This window comes from Litchfieldella rifensis, assembly GCF_042646605.1.
GTDB lineage: Bacteria > Pseudomonadota > Gammaproteobacteria > Pseudomonadales > Halomonadaceae > Litchfieldella > Litchfieldella rifensis.
In genome coordinates this window covers 314,592-333,929 of record NZ_JBHRUG010000031.1, presented here as the reverse complement: position 1 = coordinate 333,929, position 19,338 = coordinate 314,592, and the positions used below count along the sequence as shown (strand labels likewise).

General features: G+C 61.6%; 19 protein-coding genes. 11 read left to right on the top strand and 8 right to left on the bottom strand.

What is annotated here, in order from left to right:
- Window positions 1–23: 23 nt before the first annotated feature.
- The 4 genes from ACFOEV_RS17340 to ACFOEV_RS17325 form a co-directional block, all read right to left on the bottom strand.
- A complete protein-coding gene (locus tag ACFOEV_RS17340) occupies window positions 24–1,202 on the bottom strand; it encodes an acetate/propionate family kinase (protein ID WP_386776138.1) in 1,179 nt (392 codons plus the stop codon).
- Window positions 1,199–2,176, bottom strand: a complete 978-nt coding sequence (locus tag ACFOEV_RS17335) for a bifunctional enoyl-CoA hydratase/phosphate acetyltransferase (protein ID WP_386776137.1) — start codon at window positions 2,174–2,176, stop codon at window positions 1,199–1,201. Before ACFOEV_RS17335 ends, ACFOEV_RS17340 begins: the two co-directional genes overlap by 4 nt.
- A 167-nt stretch (window positions 2,177–2,343) precedes the next feature.
- Window positions 2,344–2,619: a GrxA family glutaredoxin gene (locus ACFOEV_RS17330; RefSeq protein ID WP_386776136.1), complete on the bottom strand. Its 276-nt coding sequence runs from the start codon at window positions 2,617–2,619 to the stop codon at window positions 2,344–2,346.
- 121 nt (window positions 2,620–2,740) lie between these two features.
- The gene (locus ACFOEV_RS17325; RefSeq protein ID WP_386776135.1) at window positions 2,741–3,565 is read right to left on the bottom strand and encodes an inositol monophosphatase family protein; all 825 of its coding nucleotides are present in this window, start codon (window positions 3,563–3,565) and stop codon (window positions 2,741–2,743) included.
- Between the two features lie 111 nt (window positions 3,566–3,676).
- Here ACFOEV_RS17325 and hybE point away from each other — a divergent pair, with 111 nt between their 5' ends.
- Both hybE and ACFOEV_RS17315 read left to right on the top strand, forming a co-directional pair.
- Entirely contained in the window at window positions 3,677–4,132 is a 456-nt protein-coding gene (gene hybE, locus ACFOEV_RS17320; protein WP_386776134.1) for a [NiFe]-hydrogenase assembly chaperone HybE, read from the top strand.
- An 89-nt stretch (window positions 4,133–4,221) separates the two neighbouring features.
- Window positions 4,222–4,998 (top strand): 3-hydroxybutyrate dehydrogenase, encoded by a 777-nt coding sequence (locus ACFOEV_RS17315; RefSeq protein WP_386776133.1) that lies wholly within the window; start codon window positions 4,222–4,224, stop codon window positions 4,996–4,998.
- 130 nt (window positions 4,999–5,128) lie between these two features.
- On the opposite strand, the gene ACFOEV_RS17310 is transcribed toward ACFOEV_RS17315, so the two are convergent.
- Window positions 5,129–5,668, bottom strand: a complete 540-nt coding sequence (locus tag ACFOEV_RS17310) for a response regulator transcription factor (protein WP_386776132.1) — start codon at window positions 5,666–5,668, stop codon at window positions 5,129–5,131.
- A gap of 36 nt (window positions 5,669–5,704) precedes the next feature.
- Window positions 5,705–6,979 carry an ATP-binding protein gene (locus ACFOEV_RS17305; RefSeq protein ID WP_386776131.1) on the bottom strand — a complete coding sequence of 425 codons (1,275 nt, stop codon included), beginning with the start codon at window positions 6,977–6,979 and terminating at the stop codon, window positions 5,705–5,707.
- Window positions 6,980–7,117: 138 nt separating this feature from the next.
- On the opposite strand from ACFOEV_RS17305, the gene ACFOEV_RS17300 reads away from it, so the two are divergent.
- The 3 genes from ACFOEV_RS17300 to ACFOEV_RS17290 all read left to right on the top strand — a co-directional run bounded on the left by ACFOEV_RS17300 (window position 7,118) and on the right by ACFOEV_RS17290 (window position 9,971).
- A complete protein-coding gene (locus ACFOEV_RS17300; protein ID WP_386776130.1) occupies window positions 7,118–7,381 on the top strand; it encodes a hypothetical protein in 264 nt (87 codons plus the stop codon).
- Between the two features lie 128 nt (window positions 7,382–7,509).
- Entirely contained in the window at window positions 7,510–9,099 is a 1,590-nt protein-coding gene (locus tag ACFOEV_RS17295; protein WP_386776129.1) for a peptide chain release factor 3, read from the top strand.
- Between the two features lie 98 nt (window positions 9,100–9,197).
- Window positions 9,198–9,971, top strand: a complete 774-nt coding sequence (locus ACFOEV_RS17290; RefSeq protein WP_386776128.1) for a TatD family hydrolase — start codon at window positions 9,198–9,200, stop codon at window positions 9,969–9,971.
- Window positions 9,972–9,994: 23 nt separating this feature from the next.
- On the opposite strand, the gene ygfZ is transcribed toward ACFOEV_RS17290, so the two are convergent.
- Window positions 9,995–11,032, bottom strand: a complete 1,038-nt coding sequence (gene ygfZ, locus ACFOEV_RS17285; protein WP_386776127.1) for a CAF17-like 4Fe-4S cluster assembly/insertion protein YgfZ — start codon at window positions 11,030–11,032, stop codon at window positions 9,995–9,997.
- Window positions 11,033–11,178: 146 nt separating this feature from the next.
- On the opposite strand from ygfZ, the gene ACFOEV_RS17280 reads away from it, so the two are divergent.
- The 6 genes from ACFOEV_RS17280 (at window position 11,179) to ACFOEV_RS17255 (ending at window position 18,075) form a co-directional block, all read left to right on the top strand.
- On the top strand, window positions 11,179–11,370 hold the full coding sequence (locus ACFOEV_RS17280) for a hypothetical protein (protein WP_386776126.1): 192 nt from the start codon (window positions 11,179–11,181) through the stop codon (window positions 11,368–11,370).
- A gap of 1 nt (window position 11,371) precedes the next feature.
- Window positions 11,372–11,773, top strand: coding sequence for an OsmC family protein (locus tag ACFOEV_RS17275; protein ID WP_386776125.1), 402 nt, complete (start codon window positions 11,372–11,374; stop codon window positions 11,771–11,773).
- A 47-nt stretch (window positions 11,774–11,820) separates the two neighbouring features.
- Window positions 11,821–13,851 carry an excinuclease ABC subunit UvrB gene (uvrB, locus tag ACFOEV_RS17270; RefSeq protein ID WP_386776124.1) on the top strand — a complete coding sequence of 677 codons (2,031 nt, stop codon included), beginning with the start codon at window positions 11,821–11,823 and terminating at the stop codon, window positions 13,849–13,851.
- 168 nt (window positions 13,852–14,019) lie between these two features.
- Window positions 14,020–15,525, top strand: a complete 1,506-nt coding sequence (locus ACFOEV_RS17265) for a fumarate hydratase (protein ID WP_386776123.1) — start codon at window positions 14,020–14,022, stop codon at window positions 15,523–15,525.
- Window positions 15,526–15,604: 79 nt separating this feature from the next.
- Window positions 15,605–17,023 carry a cardiolipin synthase gene (gene cls, locus ACFOEV_RS17260; RefSeq protein WP_386776122.1) on the top strand — a complete coding sequence of 473 codons (1,419 nt, stop codon included), beginning with the start codon at window positions 15,605–15,607 and terminating at the stop codon, window positions 17,021–17,023.
- A 134-nt stretch (window positions 17,024–17,157) separates the two neighbouring features.
- Window positions 17,158–18,075, top strand: a complete 918-nt coding sequence (locus ACFOEV_RS17255) for a LysR substrate-binding domain-containing protein (RefSeq protein ID WP_386776121.1) — start codon at window positions 17,158–17,160, stop codon at window positions 18,073–18,075.
- A 62-nt stretch (window positions 18,076–18,137) separates the two neighbouring features.
- On the opposite strand, the gene ACFOEV_RS17250 is transcribed toward ACFOEV_RS17255, so the two are convergent.
- Window positions 18,138–19,235, bottom strand: a complete 1,098-nt coding sequence (locus ACFOEV_RS17250; protein ID WP_386776120.1) for a bifunctional nicotinamide-nucleotide adenylyltransferase/Nudix hydroxylase — start codon at window positions 19,233–19,235, stop codon at window positions 18,138–18,140.
- Window positions 19,236–19,338 lie beyond the last annotated feature (103 nt).

Sequence of the window (19,338 nt, the reverse complement as noted above, 5' to 3'; positions counted from 1 at the left end):
GGGCTTTCAACGCCAGGGCGACGCTATGTGGAAAAACCAGAGCCTGGGGTCATGTCGCTCAGCAAGGTGCGGCTGGCGGTGGCGATCTCCTCTTCCTCGTCGGTGGGAATCATCCAGAGCGAAGGCCCGCTGCCGTTGTCCAGACGCTGGGCGTGGTGGCGGTTGGCCGTCTCGTCGAGTGCCACACCCAGCCAGGCGAGTCTCTGGCAGATCGCCGCACGGATACGCTGGGAATGTTCACCAATGCCGGCTGTGAATACCAGGGCGTCGAGGCCACCGTTCACCGCGGCCATAGCACCGATCTCATGGACCACTCGCTGGACGAACAGCGCGATGGCCTCCTGGGCATGGGGATGCTCGCTGGCTTCGAGGTCACGCATGTCGTCGGAAATACCCGAGACTCCATACAAGCCGCTGTCGTGATAGAGCAGGTGCTCTACCGCCTGAGCGTTGAATCCCTTGTGCTGCATCAGGTAGAGGATCACCCCCGGGTCGAGTGAGCCACAGCGACGGCCCATCATCAGTCCATCCAAGGCGGTGAAGCCCATCGATGTCGCCTGGCTCCGGCCATCGCGTAGGGCACACAGGCTACATCCCTGGCCCAGGTGGGCGACGATGACCCGGCCACCCGCGGTTTCTCCCAGCATCTCTCGCAGTCGTCGGGTGATATAGGCATAGGACAAGCCATGAAAGCCATAGCGCAGGATGCCTTCCTCGGTCAGGGTGCGCGGCAGGGCGAACTGCTGGTTGACCCAGGGCTGGGTACGATGAAAGGCGGTGTCGAAACAAGCGATCTGCGGCACCTCGGGGTAACGGGCCAGGAGATGGCGTACAATCGCCAGCGCCTGCGGCTGGTGCAGAGGTGCCAGTGGCACCAGGGTGTCGAGCCGGGCCAGGACCGTATGGTCGAGGCGCACGGGATCGGCGAAGTCGCGGCCACCATGCACGATGCGATGTGCGATGCCCTCGAGGCCATCAAGCATGTCTTGCTCCTCGAGCCAGTCGAGCAGCGCGCTACTCACCGCGGCGTGATCGTTACCGGTGAAGGCAATGTCACGCAGAGTGCTGCCGATGCCCACGATGGCGACCAGCTGCGGCCGGCTACCGATGCGTTCGATCCGTCCGCGCAGTACTACCTGCTGCCGTCGGTAGAGGGCGAACTTGAGCGTCGCCGAACCGCCATTGAGGACCAGCAGGCTCATGGGCGGCGCTCGTTGCGGGATTGGAAATGCACCAGCCGCAGGGCCAGTGCTGCCGAGGCTAGCCGGGTATCGATATCATCGGCACGGCTGGTCAGCATGATCGGCACCTTGGCCCCCACGACCAGCCCGGCGGCTTGGGCTCCAGCCAGATAAATCAGTAGCTTGGCGATCATATTGGCAGCTTCCAGGTCCGGGGCGACAAGAATGTCCGCCTGTCCGGCCACCTCGGAGACGATGCCCTTCTGACGGGCGGCTTCGCGGGACACGGCGTTATCGATGGCCAGGGGGCCATCGAGCAGGCCACCGTGAATCTGGCCACGCTCGCTCATCTTGCATAGCGCAGCGGCATCCAGGGTCGAAGGGATATTGGCCCTGACGGTTTCCACCGCCGACAACAGGGCAACGCGGGGGCGCTCAAGCCCCAGTGCATGGGCCAGGTCGATGGCGTTCTGCACGATATCGCGCTTGGCCACGAGGTCCGGGGCAATATGCAGGGCCGCATCGGTAATCAACAAGGGCAGGGGGTAACTCGGCACGTCCAGGGCGTAGACATGACTCATCTGGCGCTCGGTACGCAGGCCGGCATCGCGTGACAATGCCGCGCCCATCAACTCGTCGGTATGCAAGGCTCCTTTCATCAGGGCCGTGACACTACCGCTGGCCGCCAATGCCACGGCGGTATCGGCGGAGGCGTGGCTATGCGGTGTATCGATCAACTCGATGCCGTCCAAGGAGCTGTCGAGAGCCCGGGCCGTGGTTTCGATACGTTCCCTGGGGCCTACCAGCACGGGGTCAATCAAGCCCTCTTGCCAGGCAGCGAGAGCGCCACCCAGCGAGGCGGGATCGCAAGGGTGCACCACAGCGGTACGAATCGCTGCCTGGGTCCTGGTCGACTCGATCAATTGACGGTGGCGTTCGCCAACCGTGTGGTGGTGTCCCGGTGCCACACCTTCGAGATTTCGATATGCCTTCATTGAACCGTTCACTCCACGCGTCAGTCGTCACTTTACGGTAGATGAAAACAGTCTCGACAGTCCTTTCGATCACCGTCTTGACGTACATCAAGAGGAGATGCGTAAACGACGATGCCGCCCGAAAGGGCGGCATCGAGGCCGGAGGGCCAGGCTTCGAACGGCCCGGTTTACTGAGGCGTGGTGGCCGGCATCAACGCGTTATCATGCACGTACCGGTCGAACTCGGTGAAGCCCCCGATGTGAGTCTGGTCGGCGAAGATCTGCGGCACGGTGTTCACCGGCTTGCCAATGGTCTTTTCCATGTCGGCCTTGGTAATGCCTTCTTCGTGGATATCGACATAACGATAGCCGGAGATGGCCCCGGCATCGCGCAGCTTGTCGGCGAGTTCCTTGGCGCGGACGCAGAAAGGGCAGCCAGGGCGACCGAAGATCACGACGAACATGGCGTTCTCCTTTGCAAAGCAAAATGATGAATGTCTGAAATGAGTAAATGTTGAGCGCCATTGTTCCCCACTGTGTGGGATTTTACCAATAGGCACTGGCTAAATTGGTCATTGCATGGCGCTATGGCGGCCATTCGAGGCGGTCTTCGTCGGCGCGTTTCAACAGCTTGGCGAGTTCGGCATGGATATCCGGGGTGCTGACGATGATGTTCTCGCCGTACAGGTCCTCGGGGATGCCAGTGGGGCAAGGATACAGGTGTCCTGTGCGAGCCCCAGCTTCCCGCGCGATCAGCAGGCCGGCAGCGAAATCCCAGGGCGAGACGCTCTCGTAATAGGCATCGAGACGACCGCAGGCGACGTCGCAGAGATCCAGCGCCGCTGAGCCGTTGCGGCGGATGTCCTGACAGTGCATCAACACGGCGGAAAAACGTCGCAGCAGGGGAACGCGACGGTCGCGATTGTAGGGGAAGCCTGTGGCAATCAGGCTGCGGGCCATGCTGGTCTGCCGGCTGACCCGAATGCGTTCGCCGTTGCGGTAGGCACCTTCGCCTCGTATTGCGGTGAAGGTCTCGTTGAGGAAGGGAGCATGGACCACGCCGAGTTCCGTGCGGCCTTCCTTGACCCAGGCGATGGATACCCCGACATGGGCCAGACCATGGGCGAAGTTGACGGTTCCATCGATGGGGTCCACCACCCATAGGGCCGCGTGGAGGTCGAGACCGTCGCGATCGGGCGCCAGTTCTTCGGTCAGTCGGGATTCGTGGGGAAACCGCTGCTCGAGATGCTCGGCGATCAGAGTGTCCACAGCGACGTCGGTATCGGTCACCAGCTCGCTGCCATTCTTGTAGCGTTGGCTGAAATCCTGTGCGGCGCGGGCCTCGCGAATGACCTGCCCCGCCTGGTGGGCGATTTCGACGGCATCCTCTAGGCGCTTGGCAAGTGACATGGGGTCTCCTAACAGTGTCGGTGGCGTCTGGTTGTCAGTCTAACAGCTCCTGTCGCCGGCTTACGTATCCTCTATACTGGGTTTTTTCACCATCAAGGTAGGGGCGCTTTCATGCAGGCTCTCGGCGTTGAACAATATGCGCGCTTGCAGCGCCTGGCACGTGGTTACCAACACCGCCATGCCCAGGCCATCAAACGGTCTTCCGAACGCAATCCTCGCCTGGGCGTGGACGCGTTGTGCTTTCAGCCATTACCCGGCCAGCACCGGGATGGGGACGTCGGCGAGGAATTGGTCGGGGCCCTGATCACGCCACTGTCGCTGTCACTGGCCATCGTGCCGCCTCCGGGGGAGGCCATGCCCGCCGAAGGGCAGAGACGGCTGGTCAGTTTGCCGGGAGGACGCTATCCCTTTCACGCGGAACCTATCGATGACGAGACGTGGCTGTGGCGGTGCCCATTGCTCGACGACCTGTCCGATCTGGACTCGCTGCAGGATGCCAATCGTCTGGCCCAGCATCTGCTGGAGCGGGTCATGACGCCGGCCGTTGACAATACGCAAGAGCCTTGAGCCGTGGCGCGCTAGCCTCGGGGCCCGCCCTCGGCTTATGCTGACGACGATATTTCCCCACCGAGCCCTTCGACTTTCAGGAGTGTACAATGAGCCCCACTTCCCAGCCGACCATCCCTCGCGTGGCCTTGGTGACAGGCACCTCCAGCGGCATCGGTGAGGCCGTCGTCAAGCATTTCTGTCACCTGGGGCATCAGGTATTGGCGGTGGACTACAATCCCGACGGCAAGGCGATAGCCGATGCGGCGGGCGCCGCCTTCTTCGAGGCCGACCTGACCGGGGCCGATGCCTGTCGCGCGGCAGTGGCCGAGGCAGTCAAGCGCTTCGGGCATCTCGATATCCTGCTCAACAATGCCGGTATCCAGCATGTGGCAAGCATAGAGGAGTTTCCCGAAGCCAAATGGCGCCAGATACTCGACCTGATGCTGACCGCGCCTTTCCTGCTGACCCAGGCGGCCTGGCCCTATATGCGCAAGGCGGGTTGGGGACGCATCATCAACATCGCCTCGGTGCATGCCCAGGTGGCATCGCCCGGTAAGGCGGCCTATATCAGTGCCAAGCATGGCATGGTCGGGTTGACCAAGACGGCGGCGCTGGAGGGCGGTGCGCTCGGCATCACCGCCAATGCCATCTGTCCCGCTTATGTGAAGACACCGCTGGTCGACAACCAGATCGCCGACCAGGCACGCATGCACGGCATGGAGGAGCAGGAAGTGATCGAGCAGATCATGCTCAAGAATGCCGCTATCAAGCGCCTGATCGATCCTTCGGAGGTGGCGTCACTGGCCGCCTACCTGGCGTCGGACGCCGCCGGCGCGGTGACCGGGGCAAGCTGGAATATCGACTTGGGGTGGACGGCCCAATAGCTCCTACGGGAGCTGTAAGCTATAAGCTGTAAGAAGAACCGTTGCATCGAGCAAAGGTGGATTCATCGTCTTGGCTTACGGCTTACGGCTTACGGCTTACGGCTTACGGCTTACGGCTTACGGCTTACGGCTATCGCCTCACCGGCCGCTTCTGCAGCTTCCGTTGCAGCGTGCGGCGGTGCATGCCCAGGGCCCGGGCGGTGGCGGAAATATTGCCGTCGTGCTCCTGCAGCACCTTCTGGATATGCTCCCAGGTCACGCGATTGATCGACGGCGGGTTGTCGGCGACCTCGGTGTTCGGGTCGCCGCCTTCCTTGTCGAGAGCGGCGAGGATCTCGTCGGCATCGGCCGGTTTGCACAGGTAGTTCACGGCACCCAGCTTGATGGCTTCCACGGCGGTGGCAATGCTCGAATAGCCGGTCAGTACGACCACCCGACACGCCGGGGCGATGTCCAGCAACTGGGGTAATAGCTTGAGTCCAGAACTGTGCTCCAGCTTGAGGTCGAGAGTGGCGATGGCCGGCGGGGTCTGGCGAGCCAGGGCCAGGGCCTGGTCGGCGTCGGTGGCGACCATGACCTCGAAACCGCGGCGTGCCATGGCGCGCTGCATGACATGGCAGAACATCTCGTCGTCGTCGACGATCAGCAGGCGTTGCTTGGCGTCTTGCATGGTGTCCTCTCGATGGCCCATCTCGGGCGCTCTTCCTCAACTCTGATCGGCATCGCGTCGAGGCAGCTTCACCTCGGTCAGGGTGCCGCCTTCCTCATGATTGTAGAGACTGACTCCGCCGCCGAAACGGTTGATGGTGGCGTGGGTCAGGAATAGGCCGATACCCATGCCCTTGCTCTTGGTGGACACGAAGGTATCGCCGAGTTGGTCGGCGATCGACATGGCCACCCCGGGCCCGTGATCACGAATGTCGATAATGACCTGGTCGGCATCCCAGTCGAGGTTGATCACGATATTCTCGGGATTGGCGTCGGCGGCGTTGTTGAGCAGGTTCATCAGTGCCTGATCCAGGGTGGCATCGACGGCCAGGTGGGGAGTGCCACGGCGCTCGGCCACCTGGAAGCGGTGACTGACATCCGGGCGCAAGACCAACCAGCGCTGAACGACTTCGGTAAGCCATGTCTCGGCGGTCTTGACTTCGGGTTCCGCCAGGCGTCGCCGGTCGGCATTGGCCACCAGGTGCTGCAGACGCGATTTGCAGGTATCGACCTGGGTACGCAACAGGTCGATGTCCTGGCGTAACGGGGAGCTTTCGGAGACGTCCTGACGCATTTCCTTGAGCAATACCGCCATGGTGGAAAGCGGTGTGCCCAACTCGTGGGCGGTACCCGCCGCCTGCGTAGCCACTGCCAGTACCTGTTCGTTGCGCAATGCCGTCTCGCGAGTGCGCGATAGCGTCTGGTCACGCCGGCGCAAGGCATGCGCCATCTTGTAGATGAAGAACGTCACCAATCCCGCCGACAAGCCGAAATTCAGCCACATGCCCAGCACGTGCAGGCTGATGGCACCGACGACCACGCCATGGCTGAGCTGTGGCACCGGCTCGTAGAGTAGCATCAGGAAGGTATAGCCGGCCATGGCGCCGCTGGCGATGATCCAGGCGTACAGCCAAGGCAGGGTGGCGGCGGCGATGGTCACCGGCACCAGATAGTAGGTGATGAAGGGGTTGGTGGACCCACCAGTGTAATAGAACAGCAGCGTCAAGCCGGCCACGTCGGCGAGCAGGTGCAGCAGATACTCGGTGTCGGTCACGGCCCGGGGCCGGCCCAGACGCCACCAGGTGGCGACATTGACCAATCCCATGGCGACGATGACGCTGATCACCGGGATCACTCGCAACTGGAAACCCAGTACCTCGATGCCGAAGATGATGGCCGCCAGAAAGCCGGTCCAGGTGATGCCACGCACAATGGTCAGGCGCACCAGATTGCGGTTGGGCGTCGATAGCGGCAGGGGCAGGGCTGGATGCATGATCACTCCGCTCAGGCAATGGTGGTCATGATACCCGATCGTGGCGCGCTTTCTCAGCCTTGATGGCGCCAGTTGCCGGCGCTATCGGCGAGTTCTAGACTCGAAAGCATGTCTATCAGCGAAGGATGGAGAGCTATCATGCGTACGGAAACGGTGAACGATGAGGTGTTCTTCGAAAAACTGCGGCGCTGCTTCGCCGGTGAGCACGTCGTCATCGATCACGATGGCACGCACTATCCCGCCCGTGTCCAGTATGTAACCGGAACCGGAGTGAAAGTGATTCCCGAGTCGATGCTGGATGACAGTCACGGCGAGCCAGGCGATCTGGACGGTGTCATGGAGTCGTTTGCCTATGTCGTGGAGCTGGAAAAAGACGGGGTTCGTTATCAGCGAGAGCGCTGAGTCGGTCTTTCCTTCACGCAAGGCCTACACGATGTCTGCTCAACCCCGTAGAATTGCCGCCTAACTCCATCCACTCGCGACCAGGCCTTCATGGCTTCTGTCGCGTCAGACGTCGTGAATCGCCTTACATGTCCGAAACATCGCTAGCCCGTGAAGTCGGGCTCAGAAGAACCTTTGCCATCATCTCTCACCCCGATGCGGGCAAGACCACCATCACCGAGAAGATGCTGTTGTTCGGGAATGCCATCCAGTTGGCCGGTTCGGTCAAGAGTAAGCGTGCCGACCGCCATGCCACCTCCGACTGGATGAAGATGGAGCAGGAAAGGGGCATCTCGGTGACCACCTCGGTGATGCAGTTCCCCTACCACGGGCGCATCGTCAACCTGCTCGACACGCCGGGGCACGCGGATTTCTCCGAGGATACCTATCGAACGTTGACGGCGGTCGACTCGGCACTGATGGTCATCGATGCCGCCAAGGGGGTCGAGGAGCGCACCATCAAGCTGATGGATGTCTGTCGACTGCGTACCACCCCGATCCTGACCTTCATCAACAAGCTCGATCGCGATACCCGCGATCCCATCGAGGTCATGGACGAGGTCGAGACGGTACTCGATATCCAGTGTGCGCCAATGACCTGGCCGATCGGCATGGGACGTCACTTCAAGGGGGTCTACCACCTCTATAACGATGTCATTCACCTCTATACCCAGGGGCAGGGCAACCGTATCCCCGACGACAAGCGTATCGAAGGGCTCGACAACCCCGAGGTCGACGAGGTGCTGGGCACGGAGCAGGCCGAGGAACTGCGCATGGAAGTGGAACTGGTGCGCGGTGCGTCTCACGCGTTCGATCTCGAGGCCTATCGCCGCGGCGAGCTGACCCCGGTGTACTTCGGTACCGCGATGGGCAACTTCGGAGTGCGCGAGATGCTCGATGGCTTCGTCGAGTACGCCCCCGCCCCTCAGCCGCGCGAGACCGATATTCGGGAAGTGACGGCCAATGACGAGCGTTTCAGCGGCTTCGTCTTCAAGATCCAGGCCAACATGGATCCCAACCACCGTGACCGGATCGCATTCCTGCGCGTTTGCTCGGGCAAATACGAGAAGAACATGAAGATGCGCCATGTGCGGATCAAGAAGGACGTCAAGATCGCCGATGCGCTGACCTTCATGGCCTCGGACCGTGCCCAGGTGGAGGAGGCCTGGCCCGGCGACATCATTGGCCTGCACAATCACGGTACCATCCAGATCGGCGATACCTTCACCGTGGGAGAGGACATGCGCTTCACCGGCATTCCCCACTTCGCCCCGGAACTGTTCAAGCGTGTGCGGCTGAAGGATCCGCTGAAAATGAAGGCGTTGCAGAAGGGGTTGCAGCAGCTTTCCGAAGAAGGAGCGACTCAGGTCTTCATGCCGCTCGACAACAATGATCTGATCCTCGGTGCGGTAGGGGCCCTGCAGTTCGACGTGGTGGCTCATCGCCTCAAGGAAGAGTACAAGGTCGATTGCGTCTACGAGGCCGTGAACGTGCAGACCGCGCGCTGGATCTATTGCGACGACGCCAAGAAGCTCGATGAGTTCAAGCGCAAGGCCAGCACCAACCTCGCCGTCGACGGTGGCGGCTATCTGACCTATATCGCCCCGACGCGGGTCAACCTGCAGATGACCCAGGAGCGCTGGCCGGAGATTCGCTTCGCCGCCACTCGCGAGCATTAAACCCAGCCGTAAGCTGTAAGCCGTAAGCTTTAAGTTATTAAAGCTCAAGGGATCTGCGAGGTGCTTACAGCTTACAGCTCCGAACTTACGGCTGCCTTATGTTGATCGACGCCCATTGCCACCTGGATTTTCCCGATTTCGATATCGATCGTGAGGCGACGTTCGAACGGGCCCGGGCGGCGGGCGTAGGGCATGTCGTGGTGCCGGGGACGACCCGTGACCGCTGGAGTGGCGTGTTGGCACTCGGGGCGCGGGCCGATGTCAGTGTGTGCCTGGGGTTGCATCCCTGCTTCCTGGCCGAGCATGACGATGGCGATCTCGATGCACTGCAACAGGCGCTCGACGTCCATCCCGAGGTGGTGGCAGTCGGCGAGTGCGGGATCGATGCCCGCTTCGGCGAGACGCTGGACGCCCAGTGGGCGCTGTTCGATGCCCAGCTACGCATCGCCAAGTCACATGACCTACCCGTAGTGATCCACTGTGTGCGCGCCAACGACCAGGTGTCCAAGCGCTTGCGCCAGCTTGACCTGCCCAAGGGTGGTCTGATTCATGCGTTCGCCGGCAGTCTGCAGCAGGCGGAACGCTTTATCGAGTTGGGGTTCGTGGTCGGGCTGGGGGGCGCCGTGACGTATCAACGGGCCCAGCGGCTGCGGCGGGCCGTGGCCGGCGTGCCGAAGGACGGCTATGTGCTGGAAACCGATAGTCCCGATATGCCGTTGGCGGGCTATCAGGGAACCCGTAACGAGCCAGCGCGGGTGGCCGCGGTCTGTGAGGCAGTGGCCCTCTTGCGCGGGCAGTCAGCCGAGACAGTGGCTGCCGACAGTTCAACGACGGCGAGACGACTTTTCGGCAGTTCCTTAGGGAGCTGCTGAGCGAGCGCAGCTGGGCACCTGTGTCATCCCTTCTCTGCCAGACTTTCCGGGTCGAGACGTTCCACGGCGTAGGGCAGCTTGAGCGGCTTGAGCCGCTGACCGGCCACCGATAGAGGACTTGCCACTTCCTTGGTGGTCATCACTGCCAGAATTTCCGCCTGCTCATAGGCATCGAGTTCGGCGCTGAATACCTCCCCTTGGATCTTGCCTTCGGCATCTTCCACCGGCGACCCCGGGGCCGGTAATTCCGCGCCGTCGAGTTGAGCGCGAATCAGGCGTTTCTTGACCTGGCCGCGGAAGTGCGCACGCGCCACAACCTCCTGGCCGGTGTAACAGCCTTTCTTGAAACTGATGCCGCCCAAGGCCTCCCAGTTGATCATCTGCGGCAAGTAGGCGTCCCGGTGCACGTCGCTCATCCAGGCCAGACCGGCTTGGATGTCGTGCAGGCACCAGACGGCATTGCCCACCGGCAACGTCTGGTGAGCCAGTGACTCCCAGACGGCACTCACTTCCCGCGCAGGGACAATGAGCAGCAAGCGTGGGCGAGGACCGGGATGGCGTAGCGCATGCACATCGCCATGGCAGGCATGGTGCCAGATGGCCGGTGGTTCGATATCCAGCTTGGTTTCCAGCAGCGCCGGTGCATCGTTACCGATCATGCCCAGCAGCGCCAGATCGTCGCGAACCTGCATCTCGGCCTTGTAGAAGGCCGCGAACTTGTCGAGATGCGTTTTCAACGATGCCAGCAGGCTGCGCTCGAGAATCAGCCAGAAGCGCTGTTCTTCGACATGTACCACCTGGGCGTTGGCCAGCATGCGCCCCTTGGGCGTGCAAAAGCAGGTCAACGGAGCGAATCCCGAAGAGGTCAGGGTAAGCTGTGCGCTGGCCTGTCCTTGCAGGAAGCGTTCGGCATCGGTCCCCGCGACTTCCAGGATTCCCAGGTGAATCAAGGGAATACGGACGCTGGCATCCAGCGCCTGGCGTGCCTGGTTGGGGGTGTCGAATGTCACCCGCCGCTCGTTCAGGGGCGTGGCGCCCACCAGGGCACTCCAGTCGGTCATACGGTGCACTCCGTTATCGCATCGGGCATGGCGTCATCACAGTATATGGTATTGGGGGCTTGGCGCGACGATTCAAGGTCGGCCCACGGTCCCGGACGCATGATAGACTAATGCGAGAGTTCATACCGTTTTGATAGGAGCCGATCATGGCGCATATTTCCCTGAGCTTCGATGGCGTCGACAGTGCCGACCTGGTCAATCGCATTACCACGGCGCTAATGATGCTCGATGGCGTCGACAGTGTCGAAGTCGGGCGCCATGGTGCCGAAGTGGAAGGGCGCGTGCGTCGCGAAGCATTGATCGAGGCCGTCGAGGCACTCGGCGTGAAGGTGCATTGACATGACCATCACGGTGATCAGTGTACGTGATGGCAAGTATCGCCAGCAGGCGACCTTTGAAAACTTCGAGGATCTGTTCGTCGATGCGCCGAGGATCGTCGGTGGCGATGAAAGCGCCCCCGATCCGCATGACTATTTCGACCTGTCCCTGGCGGCCTGCAAGTCGATCACGGCGCAGATGTACGCCTATCGCAAGGGGTGGCCGCTCGAAGGTGTCACGGCCACCGTTAGCCGTGATGAACGTGACGAGCGCAATGGAGTCTATCGACTCGACGTGGCGCTAAGCTTTCGTGGCGATCTGGACGAGGCGCAGCGCGCGCGGCTGACCGAAATTTCCGACCGCTGCCCGATTCACCGCCTGATGACCACCTCCACGGTCGAGATCACCACTCGCCAGAGATGAGTCATCGCATGAATCCCGGGCTACCCGTCGATGACGAGAGATCGCTGATGAGCAAAGCCTTTCAGATCCATTCCAAGTTCCGGCCTGCCGGCGATCAGCCGACGGCCATCGATAGTCTGGTCAGGGGACTGGAGGCGGGTCTGGCGCACCAGACCCTGCTCGGCGTGACCGGCTCGGGCAAGACCTTCACCATGGCCAACATCGTCGAGCGCCTGCAGCGCCCGACCATCGTCATGGCGCCCAACAAGACCCTCGCGGCGCAGCTTTACGGTGAGTTCAAGTCGTTCTTGCCCGACAACGCCGTGGAGTACTTCGTCTCCTATTACGACTACTACCAGCCCGAGGCCTACGTGCCCTCTTCGGACACCTTCATCGAGAAGGATGCCTCGATCAACGACCATATCGAGCAGATGCGCCTGTCGGCCACCAAGGCGCTGCTGGAGCGTCGTGATGCGCTGATCGTGGTCTCGGTCTCGGCCATCTACGGCCTTGGCGACCCCGACCAGTACCTGAGGATGCGCCTGCACTTCAATCGTGGCGAGCTGATCGACCAGCGCAGCTTCCTGCGGCGGCTGGCCGAGCTGCAGTACACGCGTAACGACATGGATTTCCGGCGTGGCACCTATCGGGTACGCGGCGATGTCATCGACGTCTTTCCCGCCGATGCCGAGGATGAGGCAGTGCGTGTCGAGCTGTTCGACGACGAGATCGATTCGATCCGGCTGTTCGACCCCCTGACCGGCGAAGTGCGCGGACAGGTGCCGCGTATGACCATCTATCCCAAGAGTCACTATGTCACGCCGCGGGAAACGATCATCGCGGCCGCCGAGAACATCAAGAGCGAGCTGGTCGAACGACTCGACTGGCTGCGCAAGCACGACAAGCTGGTCGAGGCCCAGCGTCTCGAACAGCGCACTCTCTATGATATCGAGATGATGCACGAACTGGGCTATTGCAACGGTATCGAGAACTACTCGCGCTACCTGTCGGGGCGAGCGCCGGGCGAGCCGCCGCCGACGTTCTTCGATTATCTGCCGGCCGATGCCCTGCTGTTCATCGACGAGTCCCATGTCAGTGTGCCCCAGGTGGGAGGGATGTACCGTGGCGACCGCTCGCGCAAGGAGACACTGGTCGAGTACGGCTTTCGCCTGCCCTCGGCGCTGGACAATCGCCCCATGACCTTCGAGGAGTGGGAGCGTATCTGTCCACAGACGATCTTCGTCTCGGCCACGCCGGGGCCCTATGAGGCCGAGCATGCCGGCCAGGTGGTCGAACAGGTGGTGCGCCCCACCGGTCTGGTGGATCCCGAGGTCGAGGTGCGCCCGGCCTCGACTCAGGTCGACGATCTGCTCTCCGAGATTCGCCTGCGCACCGAGGTGGGGGAGCGGGTGCTGGTCACCACCTTGACCAAGCGCATGGCCGAAGATCTCACCGAATACCTGAGCGAGCACGATGTACGGGTACGTTATCTGCATTCGGATATCGATACCGTGGAGCGGGTGGAAATCATCCGCGATCTGCGCCTCGGCAAGTTCGACGTGCTGGTCGGCATCAACCTGTTGCGCGAGGGCCTGGATATTCCCGAGGTGTCACTGGTGGCGATTCTCGATGCCGACAAGGAAGGTTTCCTGCGTGCCGAACGTTCGCTGATCCAGACCATCGGGCGTGCTGCGCGTCATGTCCACGGCAAGGCACTTCTCTATGGTGACCGGGTGACCGACTCGATGCGGCGAGCCATCGACGAAACCGAGCGCCGTCGCACCAAGCAGATCGCCTTCAACGAGGAGCATGGCATCACGCCGCAGTCGGTGACCAAGTCGGTGGCTGACATCATGGAAGGTGCCCAGACCCCAGGCAAGAAGGGGGGGCGCAAACGCGCCGAGCGTCTGGTGGCCGAACGCGATGCGGTCTACGACAAGAGCAAGGGCAAGCCGATGAGCGGCGACGAACTGAAGCGCGAGATCTCGCGCCTGGAAGATGCCATGTTCGAAGCGGCCCAGAACCTGGAGTTCGAGGAGGCGGCAAGGTTGCGCGACCGCATTCATCAGTATAAGGAGCAGTTGCTGGTCTTGGGGTAACCAAGAATTTATACCGTTATCTATCTGCGCTTACCTCTCATCTACCCGGACGTGCCATCTGACGTCTACCAGGTAATAGGGTATAATTCGCGCCCACCAGGGCCCGCTCTGCGCAACCTGACAGCGCCAGCGGCGGGCCATCCGTCACTGCCCAGGAGTCCCTTCCTCATGACCGTGATCCGTCAGGATGACTTGATCCAAAGCGTGGCCGACGCCCTCCAGTACATTTCCTATTACCACCCCAAGGACTTCATCGACGCCATGCATGGCGCCTATCAGCGCGAGGAAAACCCGGCGGCCAAGGATGCCATTGCCCAGATCCTGATCAATTCACGCATGTGTGCCACCGGCCACCGCCCGATCTGCCAGGATACCGGCATCGTCACGGTCTTCGTGCATGTCGGCATGAACGTGCGCTGGGAAGCCGACATGAGCCTCGATGACATGATCAATGAGGGCGTGCGCCGGGCCTATCAGTTGCCGGACAACGTATTGCGTGCCTCGGTGCTCGCCGATCCGGACGGCAAGCGTCAGAATACCAGGGACAATACGCCAGCCGTTATCCATCACAAGATCGTGCCTGGCGACGGTGTCGAGGTGCACGTGGCCGCCAAGGGCGGCGGTAGTGAGGCCAAGTCCAAGTTCGCCATGCTCAACCCATCCGATAGCGTGGTCGATTGGGTGCTGGAACAGTTGCCCAAGATGGGAGCCGGTTGGTGTCCGCCCGGCATGTTGGGCATCGGTATCGGCGGCACCGCTGAAAAGGCCATGGAGATCGCCAAGGAAGCGCTGCTCGATCCCATCGACATCCAGGAGTTGCAGGCCCGCGGCGCGAGCAACCGCGCCGAGGAATTGCGTCTCGAGCTATACGACAAGGTCAACAGCAGTGGCATCGGCGCCCAAGGACTGGGCGGTTTGACCACGGTGCTCGATGTCAAGGTCAAGGACTACCCGACCCACGCCGCCAACAAACCGGTGGCAATCATTCCCAACTGCGCCGCCACCCGCCATGTGCACTTCCACCTCGACGGCAGCGGTCCCGCCGAGCTGCCAGCCCCCAAGCTCGAGGACTGGCCGGAAATCACCCGTGAAGTGGGCGAGAACGTCAAGCGCGTCGACCTCGACACCATTACCGCCGAGGAGGTCCAGAACTGGCAGCCCGGGGATACTCTCTTGCTCAACGGCAAATTGCTGACCGGCCGAGATGCCGCTCACAAGCGCATGGTCGATATGCTGGCCAAGGGGGAGCCCTTGCCCGTGGACATGAAAGGGCGCTTTATCTATTACGTTGGCCCGGTGGATCCGGTGCGCGACGAAGTCGTCGGTCCGGCCGGTCCCACCACCGCTACACGCATGGACAAGTTCACTCGCACCATGCTCGAGCAGACTGGCCTGTTGGGCATGGTCGGCAAGGCGGAGCGTGGGCCCACCGCTATTGACGCGATTCGCGACAGCAAAGCCACTTATCTGATGGCAGTGGGGGGCGCTGCCTATCTCGTCGCACAGGCCATCAAGAAATCACGCGTGGTAGGCTTCGAGGATCTGGGCATGGAAGCGATCTATGAATTCGAGGTCGAGGACATGCCGGTCACCGTGGCGGTGGATAGCCAAGGCGAATCAGTGCATCGGATCGGTCCGGCGAAGTGGAAGGAGATCATCGCCGAACGGGCCTGAGCAACCGCCACGTCAAGGCACCATGCCATGCCATTGACGTGGCGTCATCTACCGCACTTGCATGTAGACGAGGAGCGACATGACCTCTTGGCTGATCGGGCTGGCCATCTTCATGGTTCACCTGCTGGGGGTACTGTCCGCGGTGCTGGCGCTGATGTCGAGTCGTACCTCACAGGGTGCCATCGCCTGGATCATTTCACTGGTGACCTTTCCGTATGCCGCGCTCCCTGCGTATTGGGTCTTCGGGCGACCACGCTTCTATGGTTATGTTTCGGCTCGCGGCGAGCGAGACACTGTTTTGCGGCGCGTGCTGGCACGCTACCGCCATCTGATCGAGCCTTATCTGGCCACGACCTACCAAGGCGATACCCTGGCTATCGAACAGCTCGCCAGGATGCCGCTGACCAGTGGCAACCGTGCCGAGCTGCTGGTGGACGGAGAAGCTACCTTCGACAGCTTGTTTACGGGCATCGACGAGGCCGAGGAATACATCCTCATCCAATTTTTCATCGTTCGCCACGATGCTCTGGGGCTCAAGCTCAAACAACATCTCGAACATGCCGCAGAGCGTGGCGTGCGAGTCTATTTCCTGTTCGACGAAGTCGGCAGCCGCAAGCTCAACGAAGGCTATCTCAAGGATCTCGGCGCGGCAGGCGTCGAGGTGAGCGCCTTCAATTCCTCGCGGGGGTGGCGTCATCGTTTCCAGCTCAACTTTCGCAATCATCGCAAGGTTCTGGTTGTCGATGGCCGCATCGGCTGGCTGGGTGGCTTCAATGTCGGTGTGGAGTACCTTGGCCAACACAAGCGGCACGGCCCTTGGCGCGATACGCATCTCAAGCTGACCGGGCCAAGCGTGCTGGGATTGCAGGAAGCATTCTGGGAGGACTGGCACTGGGCCACGGGTGACGTGCTCAACCTGACCTGGATTCCTCAGGTGACTTGTACCGAGTGCCAGAACGTGGTGATCGTGCCCTCGGGGCCTGCCGACCGTCTCGAGACTGCAAGTCTGTTGATGCAGCAGGCCATGCATAATGCGCGCGAGCGTCTCTGGGTAACCAGCCCCTATTTCGTTCCCGACCAAGGGGTCCAAGATGCCTTGCGCCTGGCGGCGATGCGCGGCGTCGATGTCAGGGTGATGATTCCCGAGCGCCCCGACCACCTGTTGGTCTTCCTGTCTGCCTTTGCTTTCCTGCCCGACATGGTGCGTGCCGGTGTGAAGATCTATCGCTATCAACCAGGCTTCCTGCATCAGAAGGTGATGCTGATCGACAATCACAGTGCCACCGTCGGCACCGTCAATCTGGACAACCGTTCCTTTCGTCTCAATTTCGAGATTACCGCCTTCGTGCACGATCAGCGCTTCGCCGCGGAAGTTCGCTTGATGCTCGAGCGAGACTTCGCCGCCTGTCGCCGCATCAGCTATGACGAACTCAAGCGGCGCCCCCTATGGAGCAAGTTGATTGCACGTGCTGCCTATCTGCTGTCGCCGATACAATAGAGACGGATACCAGAATCGTTTGCACAATCTTCGATGCTGCGGCAGGTGCTTGCAGAAAGTCGACCGTGGCGTTGGTCGTCTGACCGGCACTCAAGTAAACTGTTGATTTTTACGGCATGCCATCGGGAGTCGCGGTGAACCTCGAAACCAAGTGGCTGGAAGATTTCGTTGCCCTGGCCAATACCCGTAGCTTTTCCACCTCGGCGCGGCAACGCCATGTCACCCAGCCGGCGTTCAGTCGCCGTATCCGTTCGCTCGAACAGGCGGTAGGGGTGACCTTGGTGGATCGCTCTACCACGCCAGTGGGATTGACGCCGGAAGGACAACTCTTCCTCGTTACGGCGCGCAACCTGGTCGAGCAACTGAACGAATGCCTCGGCCATCTGCGTGGCCTGTCGATGGCCAATGAGGCACTCGACATCGTCGCGGCCCATTCCCTGGCCTTGGCCTTCTACCCGCAGTGGATCTCGCGTCTGCAGCAGGGGCTGGGGGAACTGCCCACACGGCTGGTGGCGATGAATGTCGGCGATGCCATTCATGTGCTACGCGAAGGCAACTGCGATCTGATGCTCGGCTATTACGACCCCTACGCCAGTATGCAGCTCGACTCCGAGGCCTTTCCGTCCTTTTCGATCGGTCAGGTCAAGATGATTCCAGTCTGCCTGCCCGACGAACAGGGGGAGCCGCGGTTCCCGCTGGCGGGTAGCGAGCCGATTCCCTACCTGGCCTACACCCAGGGCGCCTTTCTCGGCCGCAGCGTGCGCATGTTGCTCAAGAACGACCCCTTGCGATTGCGCCTGCGCACCGTTTACGAAACCGCCATGGCCGAGGGCTTGAAGGGCATGATGCTGCAGGGGGTGGGTATGGCCTGGATCCCCGATTTCTGCATCCGCGAGGAATTGGCCAGTGGCCGTCTGGTCCGGGCAGCAGACAGTGCCTGGGACGTGCCGTTGGAGATTCGTCTGTATCGCTGCTCACTGGTCCACAAACCCGGCGTGGAGAAACTCTGGCGGCAGATGATGAAGCTACCACGCGATTTCCTTCAGGCGTGATCCCGTCGAAATCCTTGACCGGCAGGGAACGATGGTCACGGAACGAGGCATCCCAACAGTCATCAGGCTCCGCTGAAGTCGGCCGGCAAGCCCAGGAAATTCTGGATGATGAAGAAGTGGTCCTCGAACAGCGTCTCCGGTTCCAGGTCGGCCAGCGCCACCCAGCGTGCATGCTCGCCCCCCTTGGTCGGTTTGAGCTGGGGGAGTTGTTGTTCGGGACGCAGCGCGAAGTAGAAGGCTTCCGCCAGGGTTCGGCCACGCCAGCTTCGATGCGGCTCGTCGAACAGACGCTGCCCGCGCAACGATCCCTTCAGTACCGGCTCGGGCACTTTAAGCCGAACGCGCTCGCGGAGTTCGCGCAGACAGGCATCCAGCAGTCGCTCGTGCGAGTTGATGAACCCCCCGGGCAAGGCCAGCAGCCCCTTGCCGGGAGCCGCCGTTCGCTTGACCAGCAACACATGACCGGATTGCACCACGACGGCGTTGACGGTGACGAAGATCGGAGGGTAGGGCGCATCGGCCCAGGCCTGGCGATACTGGTTCAGCAGCCGCTGTTCCTCCTGCAGCCGCTGCCAGGCATCACTGGCATCGAAGTCGCGCAGGGCCTGGTGCACGCTGGGCGGCAAGTCATGGGCCGCACCGGTCGACAGGTAATCGTTCGACGAAGAGGGTGAGCGGAAGAGTCGCTCGCGAATCTGGCTGGCAGAAATCCCCTCGACCAGTGGAACACTGACCGACTCCCATTGCGGAAACAGGCTAAGGTAATAACTCGATTGTCCGCGACTGGCGCCGATCAGGCCGATACGCGGCAGTTTGCCGTGGCTGGGGCTGGCGATGTCGCGGACCTTGCGTTGCACATCACGCACCCAGACATCGTTGTTGTAGAGGGCGTCCAGCAGCGGTTCGATCTCCAGGCGCCGGTTATCCTCGTCGTCGAAGCAGCTCCTCAGCATCGACAAGCGCTCTTCGAAGCGCCAAGGATTGCGCAATGAGCGAGCCTGCCAGGCCGATCCCACCAGCACGATGACCTGACGCGCTCGTTTCAAGGCCTCATGGATCACCGCCAGGTGCCCCAGGTGGGGCGGCTGAAATCGCCCAATGAAGACCAGGCAGTCGAAGTCGGGGGGCTGAGTGGGCGAGGGTGGTGGCGGTGACGCCATGGGGACTCCCGGCATTGCGAATGACGATGGATCGGCGGCAGGTCGTGAGTCATTATCCGCGGCAAGACTTCTCGCTGCAATGCAGCTTTGACAGTAAACGCTT

Excerpts from the sequence above, each read along its gene's own strand:
- ACFOEV_RS17275 (WP_386776125.1), top strand. The coding sequence starts at position 11,372 with ATGACCATCACGGTGATCAGTGTACGTGATGGCAAGTATCGCCAGCAG.
- ACFOEV_RS17265 (WP_386776123.1), top strand. The coding sequence starts at position 14,020 with ATGACCGTGATCCGTCAGGATGACTTGATCCAAAGCGTGGCCGACGCC.
- ACFOEV_RS17300 (WP_386776130.1), top strand. The coding sequence starts at position 7,118 with ATGCGTACGGAAACGGTGAACGATGAGGTGTTCTTCGAAAAACTGCGG.
- ACFOEV_RS17295 (WP_386776129.1), top strand. The coding sequence starts at position 7,510 with ATGTCCGAAACATCGCTAGCCCGTGAAGTCGGGCTCAGAAGAACCTTT.
- ACFOEV_RS17335 (WP_386776137.1), bottom strand. The coding sequence starts at position 2,176 with ATGAAGGCATATCGAAATCTCGAAGGTGTGGCACCGGGACACCACCAC.
- hybE (WP_386776134.1), top strand. The coding sequence starts at position 3,677 with ATGCAGGCTCTCGGCGTTGAACAATATGCGCGCTTGCAGCGCCTGGCA.
- cls (WP_386776122.1), top strand. The coding sequence starts at position 15,605 with ATGACCTCTTGGCTGATCGGGCTGGCCATCTTCATGGTTCACCTGCTG.
- ACFOEV_RS17315 (WP_386776133.1), top strand. The coding sequence starts at position 4,222 with ATGAGCCCCACTTCCCAGCCGACCATCCCTCGCGTGGCCTTGGTGACA.
- ACFOEV_RS17340 (WP_386776138.1), bottom strand. The coding sequence starts at position 1,202 with ATGAGCCTGCTGGTCCTCAATGGCGGTTCGGCGACGCTCAAGTTCGCC.
- ACFOEV_RS17330 (WP_386776136.1), bottom strand. The coding sequence starts at position 2,619 with ATGTTCGTCGTGATCTTCGGTCGCCCTGGCTGCCCTTTCTGCGTCCGC.
- ygfZ (WP_386776127.1), bottom strand. The coding sequence starts at position 11,032 with ATGACCGACTGGAGTGCCCTGGTGGGCGCCACGCCCCTGAACGAGCGG.
- uvrB (WP_386776124.1), top strand. The coding sequence starts at position 11,821 with ATGAGCAAAGCCTTTCAGATCCATTCCAAGTTCCGGCCTGCCGGCGAT.
- ACFOEV_RS17250 (WP_386776120.1), bottom strand. The coding sequence starts at position 19,235 with ATGGCGTCACCGCCACCACCCTCGCCCACTCAGCCCCCCGACTTCGAC.
- ACFOEV_RS17325 (WP_386776135.1), bottom strand. The coding sequence starts at position 3,565 with ATGTCACTTGCCAAGCGCCTAGAGGATGCCGTCGAAATCGCCCACCAG.
- ACFOEV_RS17290 (WP_386776128.1), top strand. The coding sequence starts at position 9,198 with ATGTTGATCGACGCCCATTGCCACCTGGATTTTCCCGATTTCGATATC.
- ACFOEV_RS17280 (WP_386776126.1), top strand. The coding sequence starts at position 11,179 with ATGGCGCATATTTCCCTGAGCTTCGATGGCGTCGACAGTGCCGACCTG.
- ACFOEV_RS17305 (WP_386776131.1), bottom strand. The coding sequence starts at position 6,979 with ATGCATCCAGCCCTGCCCCTGCCGCTATCGACGCCCAACCGCAATCTG.
- ACFOEV_RS17310 (WP_386776132.1), bottom strand. The coding sequence starts at position 5,668 with ATGCAAGACGCCAAGCAACGCCTGCTGATCGTCGACGACGACGAGATG.